Annotated in this window: 18 protein-coding genes; 14 read left to right on the top strand and 4 right to left on the bottom strand. The window is 62.5% G+C overall.

Going from position 1 to position 18,907, the window contains the following annotated elements; genetic code table 11:
* The first annotated feature begins 2 nt into the window (after positions 1 to 2).
* Together phnN and B0G76_RS21975 are read left to right on the top strand one after the other, a co-directional pair.
* Positions 3 to 557 (top strand): phosphonate metabolism protein/1,5-bisphosphokinase (PRPP-forming) PhnN, encoded by a 555-nt coding sequence (gene phnN, locus B0G76_RS21970; RefSeq protein ID WP_120294415.1) that lies wholly within the window; start codon positions 3 to 5, stop codon positions 555 to 557.
* Between the two features lie 70 nt (positions 558 to 627).
* Positions 628 to 1,818: a M20 aminoacylase family protein gene (locus B0G76_RS21975; RefSeq protein ID WP_120294416.1), complete on the top strand. Its 1,191-nt coding sequence runs from the start codon at positions 628 to 630 to the stop codon at positions 1,816 to 1,818.
* Between the two features lie 53 nt (positions 1,819 to 1,871).
* On the opposite strand, the gene B0G76_RS21980 is transcribed toward B0G76_RS21975, so the two are convergent.
* Complete coding sequence (locus B0G76_RS21980; RefSeq protein ID WP_120294417.1) at positions 1,872 to 2,696, bottom strand: IclR family transcriptional regulator; 825 nt, start codon at positions 2,694 to 2,696, stop codon at positions 1,872 to 1,874.
* 205 nt (positions 2,697 to 2,901) lie between these two features.
* On the opposite strand from B0G76_RS21980, the gene B0G76_RS21985 reads away from it, so the two are divergent.
* The 9 genes from B0G76_RS21985 to B0G76_RS22020 all read left to right on the top strand — a co-directional run bounded on the left by B0G76_RS21985 (position 2,902) and on the right by B0G76_RS22020 (position 11,297).
* Positions 2,902 to 3,606: a FadR/GntR family transcriptional regulator gene (locus B0G76_RS21985; RefSeq protein WP_120294418.1), complete on the top strand. Its 705-nt coding sequence runs from the start codon at positions 2,902 to 2,904 to the stop codon at positions 3,604 to 3,606.
* A gap of 73 nt (positions 3,607 to 3,679) precedes the next feature.
* Positions 3,680 to 4,570 carry an L-threonate dehydrogenase gene (gene ltnD, locus B0G76_RS21990; protein ID WP_120294419.1) on the top strand — a complete coding sequence of 297 codons (891 nt, stop codon included), beginning with the start codon at positions 3,680 to 3,682 and terminating at the stop codon, positions 4,568 to 4,570.
* A 14-nt stretch (positions 4,571 to 4,584) separates the two neighbouring features.
* Positions 4,585 to 5,898, top strand: a complete 1,314-nt coding sequence (gene otnK, locus B0G76_RS21995) for a 3-oxo-tetronate kinase (protein WP_120294420.1) — start codon at positions 4,585 to 4,587, stop codon at positions 5,896 to 5,898.
* Positions 5,895 to 6,557, top strand: a complete 663-nt coding sequence (locus B0G76_RS22000; protein ID WP_120294421.1) for an aldolase — start codon at positions 5,895 to 5,897, stop codon at positions 6,555 to 6,557. The genes otnK and B0G76_RS22000 overlap by 4 nt, the downstream gene beginning before the upstream one ends.
* A complete protein-coding gene (locus B0G76_RS43935; RefSeq protein ID WP_259460669.1) occupies positions 6,544 to 6,678 on the top strand; it encodes a hypothetical protein in 135 nt (44 codons plus the stop codon). The genes B0G76_RS22000 and B0G76_RS43935 overlap by 14 nt, the downstream gene beginning before the upstream one ends.
* A 28-nt stretch (positions 6,679 to 6,706) precedes the next feature.
* Positions 6,707 to 7,516 (top strand): 2-oxo-tetronate isomerase, encoded by an 810-nt coding sequence (gene otnI, locus B0G76_RS22005; RefSeq protein ID WP_120294422.1) that lies wholly within the window; start codon positions 6,707 to 6,709, stop codon positions 7,514 to 7,516.
* The gene (gene denD, locus B0G76_RS22010) at positions 7,513 to 8,493 is read left to right on the top strand and encodes a D-erythronate dehydrogenase (protein ID WP_120294423.1); all 981 of its coding nucleotides are present in this window, start codon (positions 7,513 to 7,515) and stop codon (positions 8,491 to 8,493) included. Before otnI ends, denD begins: the two co-directional genes overlap by 4 nt.
* Positions 8,494 to 8,955: 462 nt before the next feature.
* On the top strand, positions 8,956 to 10,158 hold the full coding sequence (gene pcaF / locus B0G76_RS22015) for a 3-oxoadipyl-CoA thiolase (protein WP_120296663.1): 1,203 nt from the start codon (positions 8,956 to 8,958) through the stop codon (positions 10,156 to 10,158).
* A 566-nt stretch (positions 10,159 to 10,724) separates the two neighbouring features.
* A complete protein-coding gene (locus B0G76_RS22020; RefSeq protein ID WP_120294424.1) occupies positions 10,725 to 11,297 on the top strand; it encodes a hypothetical protein in 573 nt (190 codons plus the stop codon).
* A 147-nt stretch (positions 11,298 to 11,444) separates the two neighbouring features.
* Here the strand turns inward: B0G76_RS22020 and B0G76_RS22025 are convergent, their stop codons facing one another.
* On the bottom strand, positions 11,445 to 11,825 hold the full coding sequence (locus B0G76_RS22025) for a DUF2917 domain-containing protein (RefSeq protein ID WP_120296664.1): 381 nt from the start codon (positions 11,823 to 11,825) through the stop codon (positions 11,445 to 11,447).
* A 248-nt stretch (positions 11,826 to 12,073) separates the two neighbouring features.
* The gene (locus tag B0G76_RS22030) at positions 12,074 to 13,078 is read right to left on the bottom strand and encodes a DUF535 family protein (protein WP_147394071.1); all 1,005 of its coding nucleotides are present in this window, start codon (positions 13,076 to 13,078) and stop codon (positions 12,074 to 12,076) included.
* 276 nt (positions 13,079 to 13,354) lie between these two features.
* Here B0G76_RS22030 and B0G76_RS22035 point away from each other — a divergent pair, with 276 nt between their 5' ends.
* From B0G76_RS22035 to B0G76_RS22045, 3 genes are all read left to right on the top strand, one after another.
* Positions 13,355 to 14,059 carry a response regulator gene (locus tag B0G76_RS22035; RefSeq protein ID WP_120294426.1) on the top strand — a complete coding sequence of 235 codons (705 nt, stop codon included), beginning with the start codon at positions 13,355 to 13,357 and terminating at the stop codon, positions 14,057 to 14,059.
* Between the two features lie 132 nt (positions 14,060 to 14,191).
* A complete protein-coding gene (locus tag B0G76_RS22040) occupies positions 14,192 to 15,016 on the top strand; it encodes a carboxylesterase (RefSeq protein WP_120294427.1) in 825 nt (274 codons plus the stop codon).
* A gap of 343 nt (positions 15,017 to 15,359) precedes the next feature.
* The gene (locus B0G76_RS22045; RefSeq protein WP_120294428.1) at positions 15,360 to 16,490 is read left to right on the top strand and encodes an ATP-binding protein; all 1,131 of its coding nucleotides are present in this window, start codon (positions 15,360 to 15,362) and stop codon (positions 16,488 to 16,490) included.
* Between the two features lie 22 nt (positions 16,491 to 16,512).
* Here B0G76_RS22045 and B0G76_RS22050 read toward each other — a convergent pair whose 3' ends face one another.
* Positions 16,513 to 18,768 (bottom strand): patatin-like phospholipase family protein, encoded by a 2,256-nt coding sequence (locus B0G76_RS22050; protein WP_259460670.1) that lies wholly within the window; start codon positions 18,766 to 18,768, stop codon positions 16,513 to 16,515.
* Between the last annotated feature and the right edge of the window lie 139 nt (positions 18,769 to 18,907).

The raw sequence follows: 18,907 nt of genomic DNA on the forward strand, positions 1-18,907 counted from the left end.
CAATGGCAGGTCGATTAATCTATGTCATGGGGCCGTCCGGCGCGGGCAAGGACTCATTGCTGGGATTTGCGCGCAGCCGCCTGATGGGCGCGCCGATTCTGTTTGCGCATCGCTACATCACGCGGCCGAGCGGCAACGGTGAAGCGCATGTCGCGTTGAGTGTCGAAGAATTCGCGGCGCGTTCGGTGCTCGGCCTGTTTGCACTCGAATGGTCGAGCCATTCACTGCGATATGGCATCGGTATCGAGCTCGATGCATGGCTTTCACGCGGTTGCACGGTCGTTATCAACGGGTCGCGTCAGCATTTGCAGCATACGTTGGCGCGTTATCCGCACACGGAAGTCGTGCATGTGGACGCAGCGCCCCATATTCTCGAAGCACGGCTCGGCGCGCGGGCGCGAGAGTCGGCGGAACAGGTTGCAGCCAGGCTCGCACGACGGGCGCCGTTTTCGCTGCCTGAGGGGATTCGGTGCAAGAGGATCGATAACTCCGGGGCGCTGGAAGAGGCGGGGCACGCGTTGATTGCGTTTTTGCAGGCGGAAGCCGACGTTCGATAAGCGTGATATTGCGTGATATAAAGCGCGTCATTTGCCGCGTGATGCGGCGTGATTTCCCATGGAGCGATAGATGAGCGAAGCCGCGCGTTTTACTGAAGTGTCCGACCTGGTGCCTGCCGCCGAAAGCCTGCGCGAGATCCGCCATCACATCCATCACCACCCGGAACTGGCCTACGAGGAAGTGCAAACCGCCGCCTTGGTGGCGGAGAAGCTCGAACAATGGGGCTGGCAGGTCACACGCGGCGTCGGTCAAACCGGTGTGGTGGGCACGCTAAAGGTGGGCAACGGCACGCGCAGTATCGGCATTCGCGCCGACATGGACGCGCTGCCGATCATCGAGCAAACGGGGCTGCCGTATGCGAGCGGCACCCACGGCAAGATGCACGCATGTGGCCACGACGGCCACACAACCATGCTGCTTGGCGCCGCGCAGCGCCTTGCCGCCACGCGCAATTTCTCGGGCACGGTGCATCTGTACTTCCAGCCGGCCGAAGAAAGCGGCATCGACAGCGGTGCGATGAAGATGATCAACGACGGCCTGTTCGAGCGCTTCCCGTGCGACGCCGTGTTCGGTCTGCACAATCATCCGGGCGAGGAGCCGGGGGTGATGCTGTTCCGCAGGGGGCCGTTCATGTCGGCGGGCGACAAGGCGATCATCACGATCGAAGGCGTGGGTGGCCATGCGGCGCGTCCGCATCTGACGGTCGATCCGGTGGTGGTGGCGGCGAGCATCGTGATGGCGTTGCAGACGATCGTGGCGCGTAACGTCGACCCGTCGCAGCCGGCGGTGGTGACGGTCGGCTCCATGCATGCGGGCACCGCGAACAACGTGATTTCAAGCAGTGCGAGGCTGGAATTGAGCGTGCGTTCGTTCAGCCCCGAAGTGCGCGCGCTGCTCAAGAAGCGCATCACCGAACTCGCCGAAAGCCAGGCGGCGAGCTATGGCGGCAAGGCGGTTGTGGAATACATCGAAGGCTATCCGGTGGTGATCAATTCGGATGCCGAAACCGATTTCGCGGTGCAGGTGGCACGCGAACTGGTCGGCGAAGACCACGTGGTCGAGCAGACCGACATCCTGATGGGTAGCGAAGATTTCGCCTTCATGCTGCAGAAACGGCCCGGCACGTTTCTACGGATCGGTAACGGTGCGGGCGAAGACGGCTGCATGGTGCACAACCCCCGTTACGACTTCAACGATCGCAATCTGCCGGTCGGCGCGGCATTCTGGACGCGTCTGGTGGAGCGGTATCTGGGGCAATGAGAGGGTAACGGCAAGCGTGGGGCGCTACGCTGAGCGTGTGCCCCAACTGCCGCTCAACCGCGTCGCGCCACCATCTCCGAGACGGTTTGCGCGGCTTGCTGCAACGGCTCCAGAAACGCCTTCACCATCTGCTTGGCCGAATTTCGCTGAGCGTTGCCGCTGATATTCATTGCCGCGATCACGCGCCCCTGGCGGTTGCGAATCGGCGCGGACAAGGAAATCAGACCGCCTTCCAACTCCTGGTCGACGATTGCCCAGCCCTGGCGGCGCACCTGCGCGATCAACTTTTTCAGCTCTTCCTTGTCGGTCACCGTGCGCGGCGTGTGCGCGTAGAGCGGCGTCGAACCGAGGGTCGCGTCGAGCGCTTCGTCGTCGAGCGCGGACAGCAGTACACGGCCCATCGACGTGCAATACGCCGGCAAGCGGCTGCCGATTGACAGGTTGATGGTCATGATCTTATGCGTCGGCACGCGCAGCACGTAGACGATTTCGGTGCGGTCGAGCACGGCCGCCGAGCAACTCTCGTGAACCTGCGCCGACAGATTTTCCATGACCGGTTCGGCGAGATTCCAGAACGGCATCGAGGTCAGATACGCGAAACCGAGGTCGAGAATCTTCGGCGTGAGGCGGAACAGGCGGCCTTCGGCCTCCACGTAGCCGAGCGTCTGCAGGGTCAGCAGGATCCGGCGTGCGCCGGCGCGTGTCAGGCCGGTGGCCGTGGCGACGTCGGTGAGCGTCTGCTCGGGGCGCGCGGCATTGAACGCGCGGATCACCGAGAGGCCTCGCGCGAACGACTGCACATACGAGTCGCCCGGTTTGTCCGAGGCCGGCTCGGCGCTGGCGGAATCGGCAGAAGACGGTGGCAGGGCTTTGCTCATGGGCCTTGAAAATGCGTTCGAAGAAGGGCGCACAGCATTCGCGCGGTTCAGCCGGCGCGACGCTGCGCAAAGGCGTGACGATAGCTTAAGCCTTCTGTTTCGCCAACTTTGAGCGCTTTTGCCAAAAACACTCAGGGTTTGCATGGATGCTGCTGAAGTCTCAAATTTGTATGATGACCCGACAACATGATCCATCGGGAAATCCATGTTCGACAAGATTCCGGCCCGCGCGCTGAGCGATACCGTCGCGCAGCAGTTGCTCAAGCAGATCGACAAGGGCACCTTCGCGCGCGTCGGCAAACTGCCGACCGAGGCGGTGCTGGCGCAGCAGTTCGGCGTGAGCCGCACGGTGATCCGCGAGGCGATTTCGCGGCTGAAGAACGAAGGCGTGGTCGAGCCGCGGCAGGGCAGCGGCGTGTTCATCGCCGCGCACGGTGCAATCCGGCCGCTGCGCATCGACTACGCGGAGGCGGTTGAAGCGGGCTCGGTGCTGCAAATCCTCGCGTTGCGGCGGGCGATCGAGGCGGAAGTTGCCGCGGAGGCCGCCATGCGCCGCAGCGCCGCTGACATGATGTCGATCGACGCCGCCCTCGCCAGGATCGACGAAGCGGAGGCCGGGGGCGAGAACGGCGTCGCCGAAGACGTCGCCTTCCATCGCGCCATCGCCGCCGCTACCGGCAATCCGTATTTCCTCAAGACGCTCATCTTCCTGAACCAGTATCTCGAAGCCGGCACCCTGGTCACCCGACGCAACGAAGCGCTGCGCGACGACTTCTCACGGCAGCTGCGCGAAGAGCACGCGGCCATCGTCGCGGCGATCCGGGCGGGAGATCCGATGACGGCGCGTAACGCGGCGAGCACCCATATGAACAACGCGGCGCGGCGGCTCGCGGAGGCGGGCATTAGCTGAACCGAACCGGCTCGCGTTGAGACCGGTTGGGGTTCGGCGGAGCGCTTGCGGCTAATCAATGTAGAGGTCAGGCATGTCCAGAAATGTCGGCGTTATCGGTCTCGGGGCGATGGGCATGGGCGCCGCGCGCTCGCTCCTGCGCGCGGGCTTTCAGGTCCACGCGTGCGATCTGCGCGGCGAAATCCTGCAAGCGTTCGTCGCGGCGGGCGGCATCGGTTGTGCGTCGCCTGCCGAGCTTGGCGCGCAATGCGAAGTGGTTGTCACGCTGGTCGTGAATGCCGCTCAAACCGAAACGGTGCTATTCGGTGCGCAAGGCGCGGTCGGCGCGATGAAACCAGGCAGCGTGGTGATCGCGAGCGCAACCGTGGCGCCGGACTTCGCGACCGAACTCGGCAAGCGCATCGAAGCGGCCGGTTTGCAGATGCTCGACGCGCCGGTGTCCGGTGGCGCGGTGCGTGCCGCGTCCGGCGAAATGACGATGATGACGTCCGGCCCGGACACCGCCTACGCCGCGTGCGAGGACGTGCTGGCCGCGATGGCGGGCAAGGTGTATCGGCTGGGTCCGGCGCACGGTGCGGGTTCGAAAGTGAAGATCATCAATCAGTTGCTGGCCGGCGTGCATATCGCCGCGGCCGCCGAGGCGATGGCGCTCGGTTTGCGCGAAGGCGTCGATCCCGATGCGCTGTACGAGGTCATCACGCATAGCGCGGGTAATTCGTGGATGTTCGAGAACCGCGTGCCCCATATTCTGAACGGCGATTACACGCCGCTCTCGGCGGTCGATATCTTCGTGAAGGATCTTGGCCTCGTGCTCGATACCGGGCGGCGCTCGAAGTTTCCATTGCCCTTGTCGGCGGCGGCGCATCAGATGTTCATGATGGCGTCGACCGCGGGATATGCCGGCGAAGACGATTCCGCGGTGATCAAGATTTTCCCCGGCATTGATTTGCCGGTGGCGAAGTAAGCGCGGAGGCTGACATGACTACGTCGCACGGACGCGCGCTGCTGGGCTGTATCGCCGACGATTTCACCGGCGCGACCGATCTCGCCAACATGCTGGTGCGCGGCGGCATGCGCACGGTGCAGACCATCGGCGTGCCCGCGTCGAACGATGCCGTCGAAGCCGATGCGTTAGTCGTCGCGCTGAAATCACGCACGATTCCCGCTGCCGATGCAATCGCGCAATCGCTCGCTGCACTCGACTGGTTGCGTGCGCAAGGATGCCGTCAGTTCTTTTTCAAATACTGTTCGACGTTCGATTCGACCGACACAGGCAATATCGGCCCGGTCACGGACGCCTTGCTCGACGCATTGTCTTCTGAAGTAGCTGGAGCAAGGGTCTTCACGATCGCCTGCCCGGCGTTTCCCGAGAACGGCCGCACGATCTATCGCGGTTATCTGTTCGTTGCCGATACGTTGCTGAACGAGTCAGGCATGGAAAACCATCCGCTGACGCCGATGCGCGATGCGAACCTCGTGCGCGTGCTGCAGCGGCAGACCGGATCGAAAGTCGGCCTGGTGCGTTACGACACCGTGGCAAAAGGCGTGTCGGCCGTACGCGAATCCTTCGATGCACTACGCGGCGTCGGTGTGCGAATGGCGATCACCGATGCGGTGTCGGACGCGGATCTGTACGTACTCGGCGAGGCCTGTGCCGACTTCACGCTGATCACGGGGGGCTCCGGTGTTGCGCTAGGTCTGCCCGGCAACTTTCGCCGTGCCGGGTTGCTCGCGGAAAGCAACGACGCCGCGCAATTGCCGCGTATCGAAGGATTGTCCGCGGTGCTGGCCGGCAGCGCGTCGAAAGCAACCCACGCGCAAGTAGCGGCCTGGCGCGAAACACGACCCGCGTTCCGTATCGATCCGCTAGCGGCGGCGCGTGGCGATCCGGTGGTCGAGCAGGCACTGGCCTTTGCCCAGCAGTACCTGGATAAGCGCGAAGCCGTGCTGATCTACACCACCGCCACGCCCGACGAAGTCAAAGCGGTGCAGCGCGAGCTCGGCGTCAACGAGGCGGGGCACCTGGTCGAATCCACGCTGGCGTCGATCGCACGCGGTTTGCGCGAGCGCGGTGTACGCAAGTTCGTGGTGGCGGGCGGCGAAACATCGGGCGCCGTAGTGCAGGCGCTCGACGTGCGCACGTTGCGGATCGGCGTGCAGATCGATCCGGGCGTGCCTGCCACCGCAACGACCGACGCCGAGCCGCTCGCGCTCGCGTTGAAATCCGGCAACTTCGGCGCGATCGACTTTTTCGAAAAGGCGCTGCGTCACCTCGATGGAGCCGCGCAATGACCAGCACGCCCGCACTTCACACGACGAATGAAGCACGAGTCCGCGAAGAAATCTGCGTGACCGGTGCGAGCCTCTATCAACGCGGCTATACAGTGGGCAGCGCGGGCAATATCAGCGCGCGCCTCGACAACGGCTGGCTGATCACGCCGACCGACGCCTGCCTCGGCCGGCTCGACCCGGCCGACATTGCCAAGGTCGATCTCGATGGCAACACGGTGTCCGGCGGGAAGCCGTCAAAAACGCTGGCGTTGCATCGCGGCATTTATGCACGCAACAGCGAAACGCGCGGCATCGTTCATACGCATTCGACGCATCTGGTCGCATTGACGCTCGCCGGCGTATGGCGCGACAACGATGTCCTACCACCGATCACCCCGTACTACGTGATGAAAGTGGGCCACGTCCCCCTGATTCGTTACCAACGGCCCGGCGATCCGCAAGTGGCCGCGCAGATCGCCGCACTTGCGGATACCGTCCGTGCGGTTTTGCTTGAGCGTCTCGGCCCGGTGGTGTGGGAGCGCTCGGTGGCGCAGGCTTCGTATGTGCTCGAAGAACTTGAAGAGACCGCGCGCCTGTGGCTGATGACGAACCCGCGGCCCGCACCACTCGACGACGCGGCGCTCGACGAATTGTGGAGGGCGTTCGATGCGCGCTGGTAGACAGGACCCGATTCTGATGATCGACGCGATGGCGGTGTGGCTCAATGAGGCGACACCCTCCCATCGCGAGATCGAAATCAATCCACCGTGGCTTTGCATCGATTGGATGCTTCCGCGCTGAACCAAACCGTTTTCAAGGAGTTGCCGCCATGCCTCGCTTCGCCGCCAACCTGACCATGATGTACAACGAGCACGCGTTTCTCGACCGTTTCGCCGCCGCGGCAAAAGACGGCTTCAACGCAGTGGAGTTTCTGTTTCCGTACGATTTTCGTGCCGGGGAAATCAAGGCGCGGCTCGAAGCGCAGGGTCTGACTCAGGCGCTCTTCAATGCGCCGCCCGGCGACTGGGCCGGGGGCGAACGCGGCATTGCTTCGCTACCCGGTCGCGAAGACGAGTTTCGCCGTAGCATCGAAACCGCGCTCGATTACTCGCGCGTGCTCGGCAATCGCAAACTGCATGTCATGGCCGGCCTGATTGGCGCGGATCAGCCGCGCGCGAAGCATCGCGAGATGTATCTGAAGAATCTCGCCTATGCCGCGCAGGCCGCGCAAGAGGAGGGCATCACTGTCGTGATCGAGCCGATCAATACGCGCGATATGCCGGGCTTCTTTCTGAACCGCGAGGACGACGCGCAGGCGATTTGCGCGGAAGTCGGCGCGCCGAATCTCAAGGTGCAGTTCGACTGCTATCACTGCCAGATTGTCGAAGGCGACCTTGCGGTGAAACTCAAACGCGATATGGCAGGCATCGGCCATATTCAGGTCGCGGGCGTGCCGGAACGTCACGAGCCCAATATCGGTGAACTGAATTATCCGTATCTGTTCGATCTGATCGATACGCTGGGCTATGACGGCTACGTCGGTTGCGAATACCGGCCGCGGGCCGGCACATCGGCAGGACTCGGCTGGCTCAAGCCGTATCTGCATAACGCTCGCCAGGAAGGTGGAACGACCTCATGAAAGTACTGATTACCGGCGGCGCGGGTTTTCTCGGCCAGCGTCTCGCGCGCGAACTATTGGCGCGCGGCGCAGTGAAAGACGAGCACGGCAAGCCACAAGCGATCACCGAACTGGTGCTGCTCGACGTGGTGCGTGGAAGCGATTTCGGCGACAGCCGCGTGCGCTCGGAAGTGGGCGATATCGCGGAGCGCAGTATGCTCGACAGCGTGATCGACGACAGGACCGCGGCGATCTTCCATCTTGCGGCGATCGTGAGTGGACAGGCCGAGGCGGATTTCGATCTCGGCATGCGCATCAATCTGGACGCGTCGCGCTTGCTGCTGGAAATCTGCCGGCAGCGCGGGCACACGCCGCGGGTGGTATTCACGAGTTCGGTGGCCGTGTATGGCGGCGATCTACCCGAGGTCGTGCAGAACGACACCGCGCTGAATCCGCAATCGTCGTACGGCGCGCAGAAGGCGATCGCGGAGTTGTTGCTCAACGATTACACGCGGCGGGGTTTCGTCGACGGTCGGGTGTTGCGGCTGCCCACCATTAGCGTGCGGCCGGGCAAGCCGAATGCGGCGGCCTCGTCGTTCGCGAGCGGCATCATTCGCGAGCCGCTGAACGGCGAAACCGCGGTGTGCCCGGTAGCAGACACGACGCGCGTGTGGCTGCTCTCGCCGCGCAAGGCGATCGAAAGCCTGATCGCCGGACTCGAACTTGATTCCGCCGCGCTCGGCAACCAGCGCGTGTTGAATCTGCCGGGGATTTCGGTGAGCGTCGACGAGATGGTGGCGGCGCTGTGCGAGGTGGCGGGCGAAGCGACTGCGCGGCGGATCGTGTGGGCGCCGGATGCGCGGGTGGAGAAGATTGTTGGCAGCTGGCCGGGGCAGTGGGATGCCTCGCGTGCCGAACGGCTCGGGTTGACTGGCGAGCGCAGCTTCGCCGATGTGATTCGCAGCTATATCGCCGACGAGGGTATTCAGATCCGCTGAAAGCGCGCGTGCCGAGGTGGGTGTTTCAAGGACATCGTGGACAGTGGAATGGTCCAGAGTCTCGTGCTGGCAGATCTGGGGGCGCCTTTGCCGGCACGAGCGCGCCAATCTTCAGACCTTTTGCATACTTATTGCAGCAGGGCTGCCGCCTTGCAGGTATTCCCTAAGCCGAGGCCGGCTTCGCTTGACATGGTTTCGGCCACGCGCCTATTATCGTGTCTAATTGTTCGATATATGACCGTGTGTTCGTATATAGAATAAATGACCTGATTTCAGGGTTCATCGTTCACCATCCTGCGCTAAGCTGAATTGACGCGACGGCTGCCATGCAGCCGTTTCCCATTGCACTCGCCGGGTCGAGGCTGCGAAGCAGCCGGCTCGCGCGAGACGCAAACGGCCAGCGCCGCAATCGGGTATCCGCTGGCGGCAGAGCGCACACAGCACATCAACTGGAGACATCACATGACCGAAGCATTCTTGTGCGACGCGATTCGCACCCCGATCGGCCGCTATGCGGGTTCGCTGTCGTCGGTTCGCGCCGACGAGCTGGGCGCGGTGCCGCTCAAAGCGCTGATGGAGCGCAATAAAGACGTCGACTGGAATGCGATCGACGACGTGATCTACGGCTGTGCGAACCAGGCCGGTGAAGACAACCGCAATGTCGCGCGCATGTCGCTGTTGCTGGCCGGCTTGCCGCAAGGCGTGCCGGGCTCCACGGTGAACCGCCTGTGCGGCTCGGGCATGGACGCCGTCGGCATCGCCGCACGCGCGATCAAGTCGGGCGAGGCCGCGTTGATGGTGGCGGGCGGTGTCGAAAGCATGAGCCGCGCGCCGTTCGTGATGGGCAAGGCCACCAGCGCGTTTTCGCGCCAAGCCGATATCTTCGACACCACGATCGGCTGGCGTTTCGTGAACCCGCTGATGAAGCAGATGTACGGTGTCGATTCGATGCCGGAGACCGGCGAAAACGTCGCAACCGACTACAAGGTCAGCCGTGCCGATCAGGACGCGTTTGCGCTGCGCAGTCAGCAGAAAGCCGCACGTGCACAACGGGACGGCACGCTCGCACAGGAAATCGTCGGCGTGACGATCGCACAGAAGAAGGGCGATCCGATCACCGTGTTGCAAGACGAACACCCACGCGAAACCAGCCTTGAAACGCTCGCCAAACTGAAGGGCGTGGTGCGCGCTGACGGCACGGTCACGGCAGGCAATGCGTCGGGCGTGAACGACGGCGCAGCGGCCTTGCTGCTTGCCAACGAGGAAACCGCGAAACGCTTCGGCCTCACGCCGCGTGCGCGCGTGCTGGGTATCGCAACGGCGGGCGTTGCACCGCGCGTGATGGGCATCGGCCCGGCGCCCGCCACGCAGAAGTTGCTGGCTCGCCTGAACATGACCATCAACCAGTTCGACGTGATCGAACTGAACGAAGCGTTCGCCTCGCAAGGGCTAGCCGTACTGCGCGCGTTGCGTGTCGCGGATGACGACGCCCGCGTGAATCCGAACGGCGGCGCGATCGCGCTCGGCCACCCGCTCGGCATGAGCGGCGCGCGTCTGGTCACGACTGCGATGTATCAATTGCATCGCACGCAAGGCCGTTTTGCGCTGTGCACGATGTGTATCGGCGTCGGTCAAGGCATCGCCATCGCGATTGAACGTGTGTAAGAATTTGGAGCTTGCGCAGGGAAAGGGAAGTGCCTCTGCCTCAGCGTCGTTCGCGTTGAGACTGCGCGCATAGCGCTCCCGTGGTCGCATGATGAACACCCCCTTCGCTCAGGCGACGGGGCTGTTTTATTTTGCACGGCGCATGGATTCACCGGCTATTGACGGTGTTTAATCGGTTTAAGTGACGGATTCCGATTGCATTGTGGCGAATGCCGTCGATAAAAATAATAATGCGCCGTCGATGCTGTCATGCAGTATGTGTTTAATGCTGTACGCATATCATGTATTGCCGCCGTATATGAATAGCCAACAAGATTGAAGCGGTGCGGTCAACCCGCAAGATGCCGCTGCAACGCCGCGCCGCGGCGTTTCGCATCACGCCGTCCGCTGATTTGAAAATCACAATATAATCAATCGTAGCGTCTTGTAAGGCATGTACAAGCGTTGCGCCGCACCGCTTTAATATGTGAAATCCTGAAGCTGTATGCATTCGCGGCGTTAATCGGCATCCTGTCGTTTCAGATCGCCGTCACGCCAGATCGAACAATTTCTGGAGGAGAGCGTAAATGAAGGCAGCGACAATTGGCGCAGTGTTGATGGTGGCGGCTTTCGCCGCAGCGCAGCCGGCGTGGGCGCAAGACGCAATGGCCAGTGCCGCGCAGGGCATCGTCAGCGCGGTGCAACCGGTGCATGTCAAGGCGCAGATCGTCGGTATCGATCAGGGTAGCCGCACGCTCACGCTCAAAGGGCCCGGCGGCAACGTGGTGGTCGTGCTGGTGAGCCAGCAAGTTGCCGGCTTCGATCAACTGAAGATCGGCGATCGGGTGGACGTGCTGTACAAGAATGCATTGCTGCTCAAGGCCGAGAAGGTCACCGGCGCAGACAAGGGCATTCGCGCGCGCGTCGATACGCAGGTGTACGCGCCGGCCTCGGGTGGCTTTGAATCCGCGCGTCAGGTCGAAGTGCTCGCCACCGTGCAGAAGATCGATCACAAGAAGCGCCTCGTCACGCTGCGAGGCGCCTATCAGACCCAAACGCTCGAAGTCGGACCGGACGTCGATCTGAAGGGCGTCAAGGTCGGCGATACGATCCACGCGGTATTCGTTTCGGCAGCGGCCGTGCAGGTGACGCCGCAATAATTGGCGGCGCGGTCAACGCCATGCCGGCAAGCGGCATGGCTGATCACCAACACCCCCAATCACCCCCAATCACCCCTCGTTGCAGGGGTGTTTGCTTTTCTGCGGTACGAAAGCGCGAGCATCGAGTTATGACCGGGCGTTATCGGGTCATCGTGTCATCGGCGCCCCCGGGCCCAACCACGCGAGCCGCCCCAGCCAACGCCTGACGAAACCTCGTCGGGCGGGCAGCGCGCAACTCAACGACACGCGCGCGGTGCGTTCGCTATCCGCGCTGATCCACACGCGTTCGCCGCGTTGCAGCCGGAACTCGTTGCCGGGTTCGAGCCAGTGATCGTAAGGCGAGTTGACGCGCGTGAGCCACAGGCGCGCGCCGTGCGCGTGCAGCGTGCTGTCGGCGTCGACGCGCCATGTCAGCGTTGCGCCTGGCACTACGGAAAAATGTAGCACTACCTTCGGCAGACTCTCTTCCTGTTGCCAGGCAGACAGACTTGAGTCGTCATCCATGCACTGCGGGCTTGCCTGATCCATCTTGCTCTCCATCATCGAGCCGGCGGACAGAGGCACCCACAAAACAAAAGGCCCCTTCCGTTACCGGCGGGGCCTTTGGGTCTTGTTTGCAGATTCAGACTGCTAACGCGCACGTGCTCCCAAATGCCTGCCGATGATGGCATGCATTGTTCGATTTTCAATCGCGACTGGGATGGAGGTGTGCGTCAACATGTGAATGAGTGTGCCGTTTTGCCGCATGCCTTGTCAATGAAAAAATCGCAATAGATTCAAGCGACAACGCGAGGTGTGCAGAGCCGCTCAGTCTTGCTTGCCGCGACGTTGCGGCGAATCTGGCCGGCAAGCGCGTTTCGCAATGCGTAACGCTTGCGTCGGGTTGCGTCGCCGGTACCGTCGCCTTCGCGTTCAGCCAGATAACGCACAGGCGGCGCGAGGACGAACCAGCCATTCCAGCGCGCGAGTGCTCCACACTCGATCGAGAGCCGATCGTAGTCCGCGGCTACGCGACGCCTTCTCAGGCAATAGCGCCAGTTGGCATAGATATGCGCCTGCTTCGAGACAATGAAGGTGCCGCCCGCATCGAGTGCCGCGGCGACACATTGCGCGAGGTAAATCACCAGCACTTTCGGCCGCAGGCCATACCAGCGCCTCGTGAGTGCGCGAAACAGTTCGCGTCCGTTGACCGAACTGTCCGGACCCTGCACGGAGCCGATGCAAAGACGGGGACGGCGCACTTTGCCGCCGAGGTAGGCGAGACTGAACGTGCAGGAGACGATGCGCTGATCGCGCGCATCGCGGATGCACAAGGTCCAGTCGCCTTCCTTCTGAAACTGTTCGATTGACTCGAGCGACACGTGCCAGCGCTCGGCGCCCACCCCGAACGACGCGATCGGCGCCGAGCCGACGGCGGCGATACGCGCGGCGAGTTGCGGCACGCGCTGCTGTGTCAGCGCGTGATGATCGAGGCTCGCCGTGAGGCGTTCGCGCGGGCTGAAGCGGGTATGGAGGAACGGCCGATGCATGCGTTCGAGCGCCGTGGGATGACGTTGCACCAGATCGTGCAAAGGCGAAATGGCACAGCGTTTGAGCCATACTTGCGTGGAACGCCACGACATCAGCGAGCGCAGCCACAGACGCATGCGGCGCCAGCGATGAAACACGCTGGTGCCGGGATAGAGTGCATGGGCGGCTTGCTGAATGACCGCAAAGGGCGCAGTAGCTCTCGCGAACCACGGCGAGTGGGCGCGAGTTCCTTCGTTGGAAGCAGTCGTCACGGCAGTTCCTTGGGCTATTTCTATCGGGGGATGCTAGCCGCGCGCATTGCGCGTCCGTGTCGAAATGCTTGTGCGTTTGTCGAGTTTTGTCGGTCGTGTCGCACGATGTGCGGCGCATCCGCTATGCTGTGCGCCGAGCCGGCACGTCCGGCCGCTGCCGGTGTGATCTGCGCCGTGCGGATGTGTACGTCACGCGGCACCATCGTTTGCTGATCGTGCACTGCGTTATACCGTTTCTCGTCGCTATTGAACAGTCAGCCCCGAACGATTCGCCCCATGCCATTCCGGATCCTGCTTGTCGAAGACGATGACCGCCTGTCCGCGCTGGTCGCCGGTTATCTGCGCAAACACGAATATGAAGTCGAGACTGTGCTGCACGGTAACGACGCCGTGCCGGCCATTCTCAAGCGCCGCCCGGACCTGGTGATTCTCGACGTCAACCTGCCTGGCAAGGACGGTTTCCAGATTTGCCGCGAGGCGCGCGAGCAATTCGACGGCGTGATCATCATGGTGACTGCGCGCGACGAGCAGTTCGACGAAGTGCTGGGCCTCGAATTCGGCGCGGACGACTACGTGCATAAGCCTGTCGAGCCGCGTGTGCTGCTGGCGCGCATCAAGGCGCAGCTGCGCCGGGTGAACGCGCGCACGCCGGAGGCGGCCCAACCCGAGAGCTACACCTTCGGCAAGTTCGAGATCAGCCGGGCGAGCCGCGCGGTCAAGCTTCCGGACGGCAGCCTGCCCGAGCTGACATCGGCCGAATTTGATTTGTTGTGGGCGTTGGTGAGTTGCGCGGGCGAAGTGGTGAGCCGCGACGAGTTGATGCGGCAGCTGCGCGGTATCGAGTTCGACGGCCTTGACCGTACGATCGACGGCGGCATTTCCAAGCTGCGTCGCAAGCTGCATGACGACGCCGGCACCCCGCAGCGCATCAAGACGGTGCGCGGCAAGGGCTATCAGTTCAGCAAGCTGGCGTGGGATTGAAGGCGCTGCGGCTGAGGTTGAGACTGAGGTTCGGGTGAGTTGACGTTGCGTTTCGATGGCGTAATACGTCGAAATATCGGCCGACAAAACTCTACAAACGCGGTCGCAAATCGACAGTGATGCGAGGCGGGGATGATTAGCATCGCGGGCTTGTGCAACGACAGGCTAAGCGATGTCCGCTCGCGTTTCCCCTCTTTCCGGCCATGCCGTGTTGATGATTCACGGTTTAGGCGCACGCGCCATGATTTTGGCGCGCTCGATCGCAAGTTCGAGCAGATTGGTTGCGACGTGCATTTGCCGTCGCTGCCGGGCCACGGTTCGAACCCTGACGCATTGAGCCGGGTGACCTTGAGCGACTACATGCAGCTGCTGAGCCGCACTTACCGCGACCTGGTGGCGCGATACGAGCGCGTCGACGTTGGGGGCATTTCGATGGGGGCATTGCTTGCGGTGATGTTGAGTGCGCGCGAGCGCATGACGACGGGGCGCCTGATTCTGCTGTCGCCGCCCTTGTTCCTCGATGGTTGGGGCGGCTCACGTCTACGGCCGTTGCGCTATTTGATGGACTGCGTGCCGGGTCTGCGCAGATTGATTCGCGTGCCGGAGGGCGAGCCGTTTGGCATTAAGAATGCGCGCATTTGCAACCTGATCCGCCGCCACTTGCAGAAGGGGAGCGGCGTCCACTATCCGTACGTGCCGTTGGCGGCGATCGAGCAGGTGGACTGGATGCGTTTCGCGGTGAGGCGGGCTTTGGGCCGCGTAACCTGCGAGACCTTGGTCATGCATTCCGAGGAAAACGAGGTGACGAGCATCCGCTCTGCGGAGTTCGTGTGCGAGCACCTGGGAAGCCGTTCGGTGACGCTCGTGCGCTTGACCGGCAGCTACCACATGATCACACTGGACAACGAGCGAGACACGGTAGCGGAGCGACCCCTGGCATTCGTGCGAAGGACGTAAGAGGCAACGAAAAAGGCGGGACCGAGCGAAGCAACCCACCGGCAGCACGCAAAGGAACCAAGCTAAACTGCCACTGGTTCCAGGGAAAAGGGCTTCGGCGCACGCAGCGCCGCCGGAAGAATGAGTGCCTTGTCACTGTGGCCGAATGTGCGAGGGCACGGATTCCAGATGCACCACTACCTCCTCCAAGCCAGGGGACCCACTTATGAGCTAGCGGTGTGAAGCGGCTTTCTTTGCTTACTTTCTTTGCCGCCCGCGGCAAAGAAAGTAAGTGCCTGCCCCGCACAGGGGCGACGCTAATAGACCACAAACGCACGAAAAGAACAGAAGAGAAGACAAAGAAATGCCACCCTCAGCGGAGCAAAAAAAGCTAACCCCTTACCGATATGGAAAATGGCGCTGGCACCGTTTCCGCCGTTCCTGGACGGACACGAGGGCAGACAGAATCCCGAGTTGGTCGAGGCTATACGTACGCGTCTACACACGCTTACTAACACTAACAGCACTAGTACTAGCAGCCTCAATAGCAACGCTAGCCCTAACACTAAAAACCTCCCCATCAATCTGGCAAACAATAGCAACAGCCAAAACCGCAATACCAATCGCACTAGCAACCCTATCGCTGCCAGCAATAACAGCGTACCGCTGGATGCGCCCAGTCTGGCTAGACCTGGTAATGGTCCGCGAACGCGCGATCGACTTCACTGGCGGCCGCTTCAACACCCGCGCCCGCGAGTCGCACAGCGTGATAATCGGCCCTTTAGCCCGTACGCTAAACGCGCTAGCAGAACGTATGGAACGCCTGATCGCCGCGCAGCGCGAACTCACCAACGGCATCTCCCACGAACTCCGCACGCCGCTAGCCCGCGTACGCTTCGCACTAGAAAACCTGCGCGAACCCGCTTCCGCGGCCGAATACAACAGCGCATTGGCGAGCGTCGACCAGGACGTCACCGAACTCGACGAGCTCATCGACATGAGCCTGACTTACGCGCGCCTCGAATACAGCTCCCTGCAATCGAACCTCGAATCCACACTATTGGCAGCATGGTTCGAAAGCCAGATCACCGATGCCACGCTGCTTTACGCGGACAAGCAACTCGTCCCGCAAGTCGACGTCGACACATCGCTACGCGTGGTGATGGACAAGCGCCTCATGTCTTACGCAATGCGAAACCTGCTGCGCAACGCCAGCAAATACGCGCATTCGCGAATCATGGTCGGCCTGAGCGTCAAGCACGGCAATGTGGAGATCTACGTGGAAGACGACGGCACAGGCGTGCCGCCCGAGCAGCGCGCGCGCATTTTCGACGCCTTTGTGCGGCTCGATCGCCAGACCGGCGGCTACGGATTGGGACTTGCGATTACGCAGCAGGTGCTGCGCGCGCATCACGGCCGCATCGCCGTCACCGATCCCCTGACCCTAAGCGGCGCGCGCTTCGAAATGAGCTGGCCGGTGGGCACGTTGACGTGAAACACGCGATGCCTACGCAACCTCAATAGGTATGTCCCAACTGGAAGTAGAAGTTACTGCGCCCGCCCGGTGCGAACGCTACGCCCAGATACATCGGTCCGAATGAACTGGTCAGCGCGGTGAAAATCGTCACGCTGCGCTTCAGCGGTCCGCTGCCGAACTGCGAATCGCGGGTCCAGACGTTGCCGGCTTCAACGCTTAAGCCCGCAAACAGGCCACGAATCGGCGATGCGTTGAACGTGGCAAGCTGATTCATGTACGTGACCTGGCCATACGCCATCGAGTTGCCGGACAGTTGGTCGGCGGCGTAGGCCGACAAATGCTGGAAGCCGCCCAGCGTGAAGCCGAACGGATTCGTCAGATTGGTGCCGCCGAAATCGTTACCCGCCTCAATGCTCGCGTTGACACTGTGCCGTCCATAGCTCGCCGCGACAATACTTTTGCCGTACACCTCGGTGAAGCTGTCGCTGCCTGCGAACAGCGACCGTTCTACGCGTAGTTCGCCGAAGTAACCTTTGCGGGCAAATAGCGGATCGTCGAGCTGGTCGATCACGAGACGTGCGCGTGCGCTAAGCTGCCGCCCATAAATATCGGGAAACAGCAGTGGCGAGTTGAGGGTGTCGTCGAGCGGCAAGTTGTATTGGGGCGACGCGAAGCCATGCGCGTAGGCCACACCGATACGGAAGTCGCCGAGACGCGCGAGCGGTATGCCGAAATCGAGCCCGGCGACCTCGGTTTGCAAGCGGTATTGCGTGACCTTGACGTTGCCGGAGTCGTCGTAGAGGTTGGCATAACGGCGTTGAAACTCGAAATAGGGCGCGACGTAATAGCCAAAAGAACTCGACAGCGGCTGTCGCAGCTCCGCATGCAGGTCAAGCAGATCGCTGCCGACGGTCCCGTCTACTCGCCCTTCGAGCCCGGACGAAGTGAGCCACGGCCGGCGATAACCGAGATGCAGCCGGAAGCCGCCTTCGTCCGTCGAACTGCTCGATAAACCGAGCCCAAATAGCAGGAAATTGGGTCCCCACTGCTTCTGCTGCGCGGAGACGACGAGCTTGTGCACGTCGCCGTCGTCGACGAGTTGCTGGCTTACATTGTCGAAATCGCCCGTGGTGGAGAGCGCCAGCAAGTCCTTGTTGAGCGCGACCGGATCGTACACGTCGCCGGGTTTGACGTGTAACGCGGCGCGGATGCGTGCCTCGGGCACGGCGCCCGGCGAGGCGATCTCGATCTGCGTGATCCGCACCGGACGCATGGGGAGCGTGCCATGCCGGGCGCGCCACGCGGCGTAGTCGGCGGGCGAGAGCGCCAGATGCTGAAGCTGCGGCATGGCCGCGCGCGTGGCGGCGGCGCCGGCCGCGATCGCCTGGCTCGCGTTGGCGAAATCGGTGAAGCTCAGTGAGCCGAGCGCCGGTTCGATCAGTAGGTCACCGGTTTGCAACTGCTCACGTTGGCGCGCAACGTTCTGGTGAATCAGGATGCCGATCATCTGCTGCATCACGTCGGCGGGCGAAGCGAGCGCATTCAGCGGCCGCAGCGGTGAGCCGATATCCACGGCGATCACGACGTTCGCGCCCATGCCGCGCGCCGTTTCGATCGGCAGATTGCTGACGATGCCGCCGTCCACCAAGGTACGCCCGTCGATATCGGCCGGCGCGAACAGGCCGGGCAACGCCATGCTGGCGCGAATCGCCTGCGGCAGCGAACCGTGATCGAGCACCACCTTCTGGCCGGTGCTCAGATCGGTGGCGATCGCGCGATAAGGAATCGGCAGGCGGTCGAACGAAACGTTGCCCGGTACGGCGGACGTCCAGTCCTGCAGCAACGCTTGCAGGCGATTGCCCTGGACGAGCCCGACCGGCAAGCGGAAGCCATTAGCGCCGTAACCGAGCGAGAGGCTGTTCGCGTACAGCCGCTCGTCTTCGCGACGGGATTGGGGCAGATCGGCGCGGTCGGTGACGTCGAAGGCGATGTCGGCGAGGTTGACCCCGGCGAGGCGGTTTTGCATGTCCTGCGCGGTCATGCCGCTCGCGTACAGGCCGCCGACTACCGAGCCCATGCTGGTGGCTGCGATGCAGTCGACCGGAATGCGGTTTTCCTCGAGCACCTTCAACACGCCGAGGTGGGCATAGCCGCGTGCGCCGCCGCCTGACAGCACGAGACCGACAGCGGGCCGGCCAGCCGGGCCGGCTTCGGCGCGACACGCGGAATCGGCTGCGTGAGCGGAATGCGCGAAGTTGGCGATCCCCCAGGTCAGCACCACCACGGTGCTGCGCAAACGAAGAACGATAGGCCGGCGGCGCCTGGGTGCCGCAGTTTGTTGTAGTTGTTCGCTCGCCAACGCTCGACTCATCGGTTTTGATGCAAGAAGAAAGACGAGAGATTACATCGTTTTGCACCGGTAAAAACAGGTGATT

Origin of the sequence: Paraburkholderia sp. BL23I1N1, from assembly GCF_003610295.1 — a bacterium.
In the GTDB taxonomy this organism is placed as follows: domain Bacteria; phylum Pseudomonadota; class Gammaproteobacteria; order Burkholderiales; family Burkholderiaceae; genus Paraburkholderia.

Bases quoted from the DNA above. Each gene is read 5' to 3' on its own strand.
- B0G76_RS21985 (WP_120294418.1), top strand. From the start codon at position 2,902: ATGTTCGACAAGATTCCGGCCCGCGCGCTGAGCGATACCGTCGCGCAG.
- B0G76_RS22025 (WP_120296664.1), bottom strand. From the start codon at position 11,825: ATGGATCAGGCAAGCCCGCAGTGCATGGATGACGACTCAAGTCTGTCT.
- otnK (WP_120294420.1), top strand. From the start codon at position 4,585: ATGACTACGTCGCACGGACGCGCGCTGCTGGGCTGTATCGCCGACGAT.
- B0G76_RS22020 (WP_120294424.1), top strand. From the start codon at position 10,725: ATGAAGGCAGCGACAATTGGCGCAGTGTTGATGGTGGCGGCTTTCGCC.
- B0G76_RS21975 (WP_120294416.1), top strand. From the start codon at position 628: ATGAGCGAAGCCGCGCGTTTTACTGAAGTGTCCGACCTGGTGCCTGCC.
- otnI (WP_120294422.1), top strand. From the start codon at position 6,707: ATGCCTCGCTTCGCCGCCAACCTGACCATGATGTACAACGAGCACGCG.
- B0G76_RS43935 (WP_259460669.1), top strand. From the start codon at position 6,544: ATGCGCGCTGGTAGACAGGACCCGATTCTGATGATCGACGCGATGGCG.
- pcaF (WP_120296663.1), top strand. From the start codon at position 8,956: ATGACCGAAGCATTCTTGTGCGACGCGATTCGCACCCCGATCGGCCGC.
- B0G76_RS22045 (WP_120294428.1), top strand. From the start codon at position 15,360: ATGCCACCCTCAGCGGAGCAAAAAAAGCTAACCCCTTACCGATATGGA.
- B0G76_RS21980 (WP_120294417.1), bottom strand. From the start codon at position 2,696: ATGAGCAAAGCCCTGCCACCGTCTTCTGCCGATTCCGCCAGCGCCGAG.
- ltnD (WP_120294419.1), top strand. From the start codon at position 3,680: ATGTCCAGAAATGTCGGCGTTATCGGTCTCGGGGCGATGGGCATGGGC.
- denD (WP_120294423.1), top strand. From the start codon at position 7,513: ATGAAAGTACTGATTACCGGCGGCGCGGGTTTTCTCGGCCAGCGTCTC.
- B0G76_RS22000 (WP_120294421.1), top strand. From the start codon at position 5,895: ATGACCAGCACGCCCGCACTTCACACGACGAATGAAGCACGAGTCCGC.
- B0G76_RS22035 (WP_120294426.1), top strand. From the start codon at position 13,355: ATGCCATTCCGGATCCTGCTTGTCGAAGACGATGACCGCCTGTCCGCG.
- B0G76_RS22040 (WP_120294427.1), top strand. From the start codon at position 14,192: ATGATTAGCATCGCGGGCTTGTGCAACGACAGGCTAAGCGATGTCCGC.
- phnN (WP_120294415.1), top strand. From the start codon at position 3: ATGGCAGGTCGATTAATCTATGTCATGGGGCCGTCCGGCGCGGGCAAG.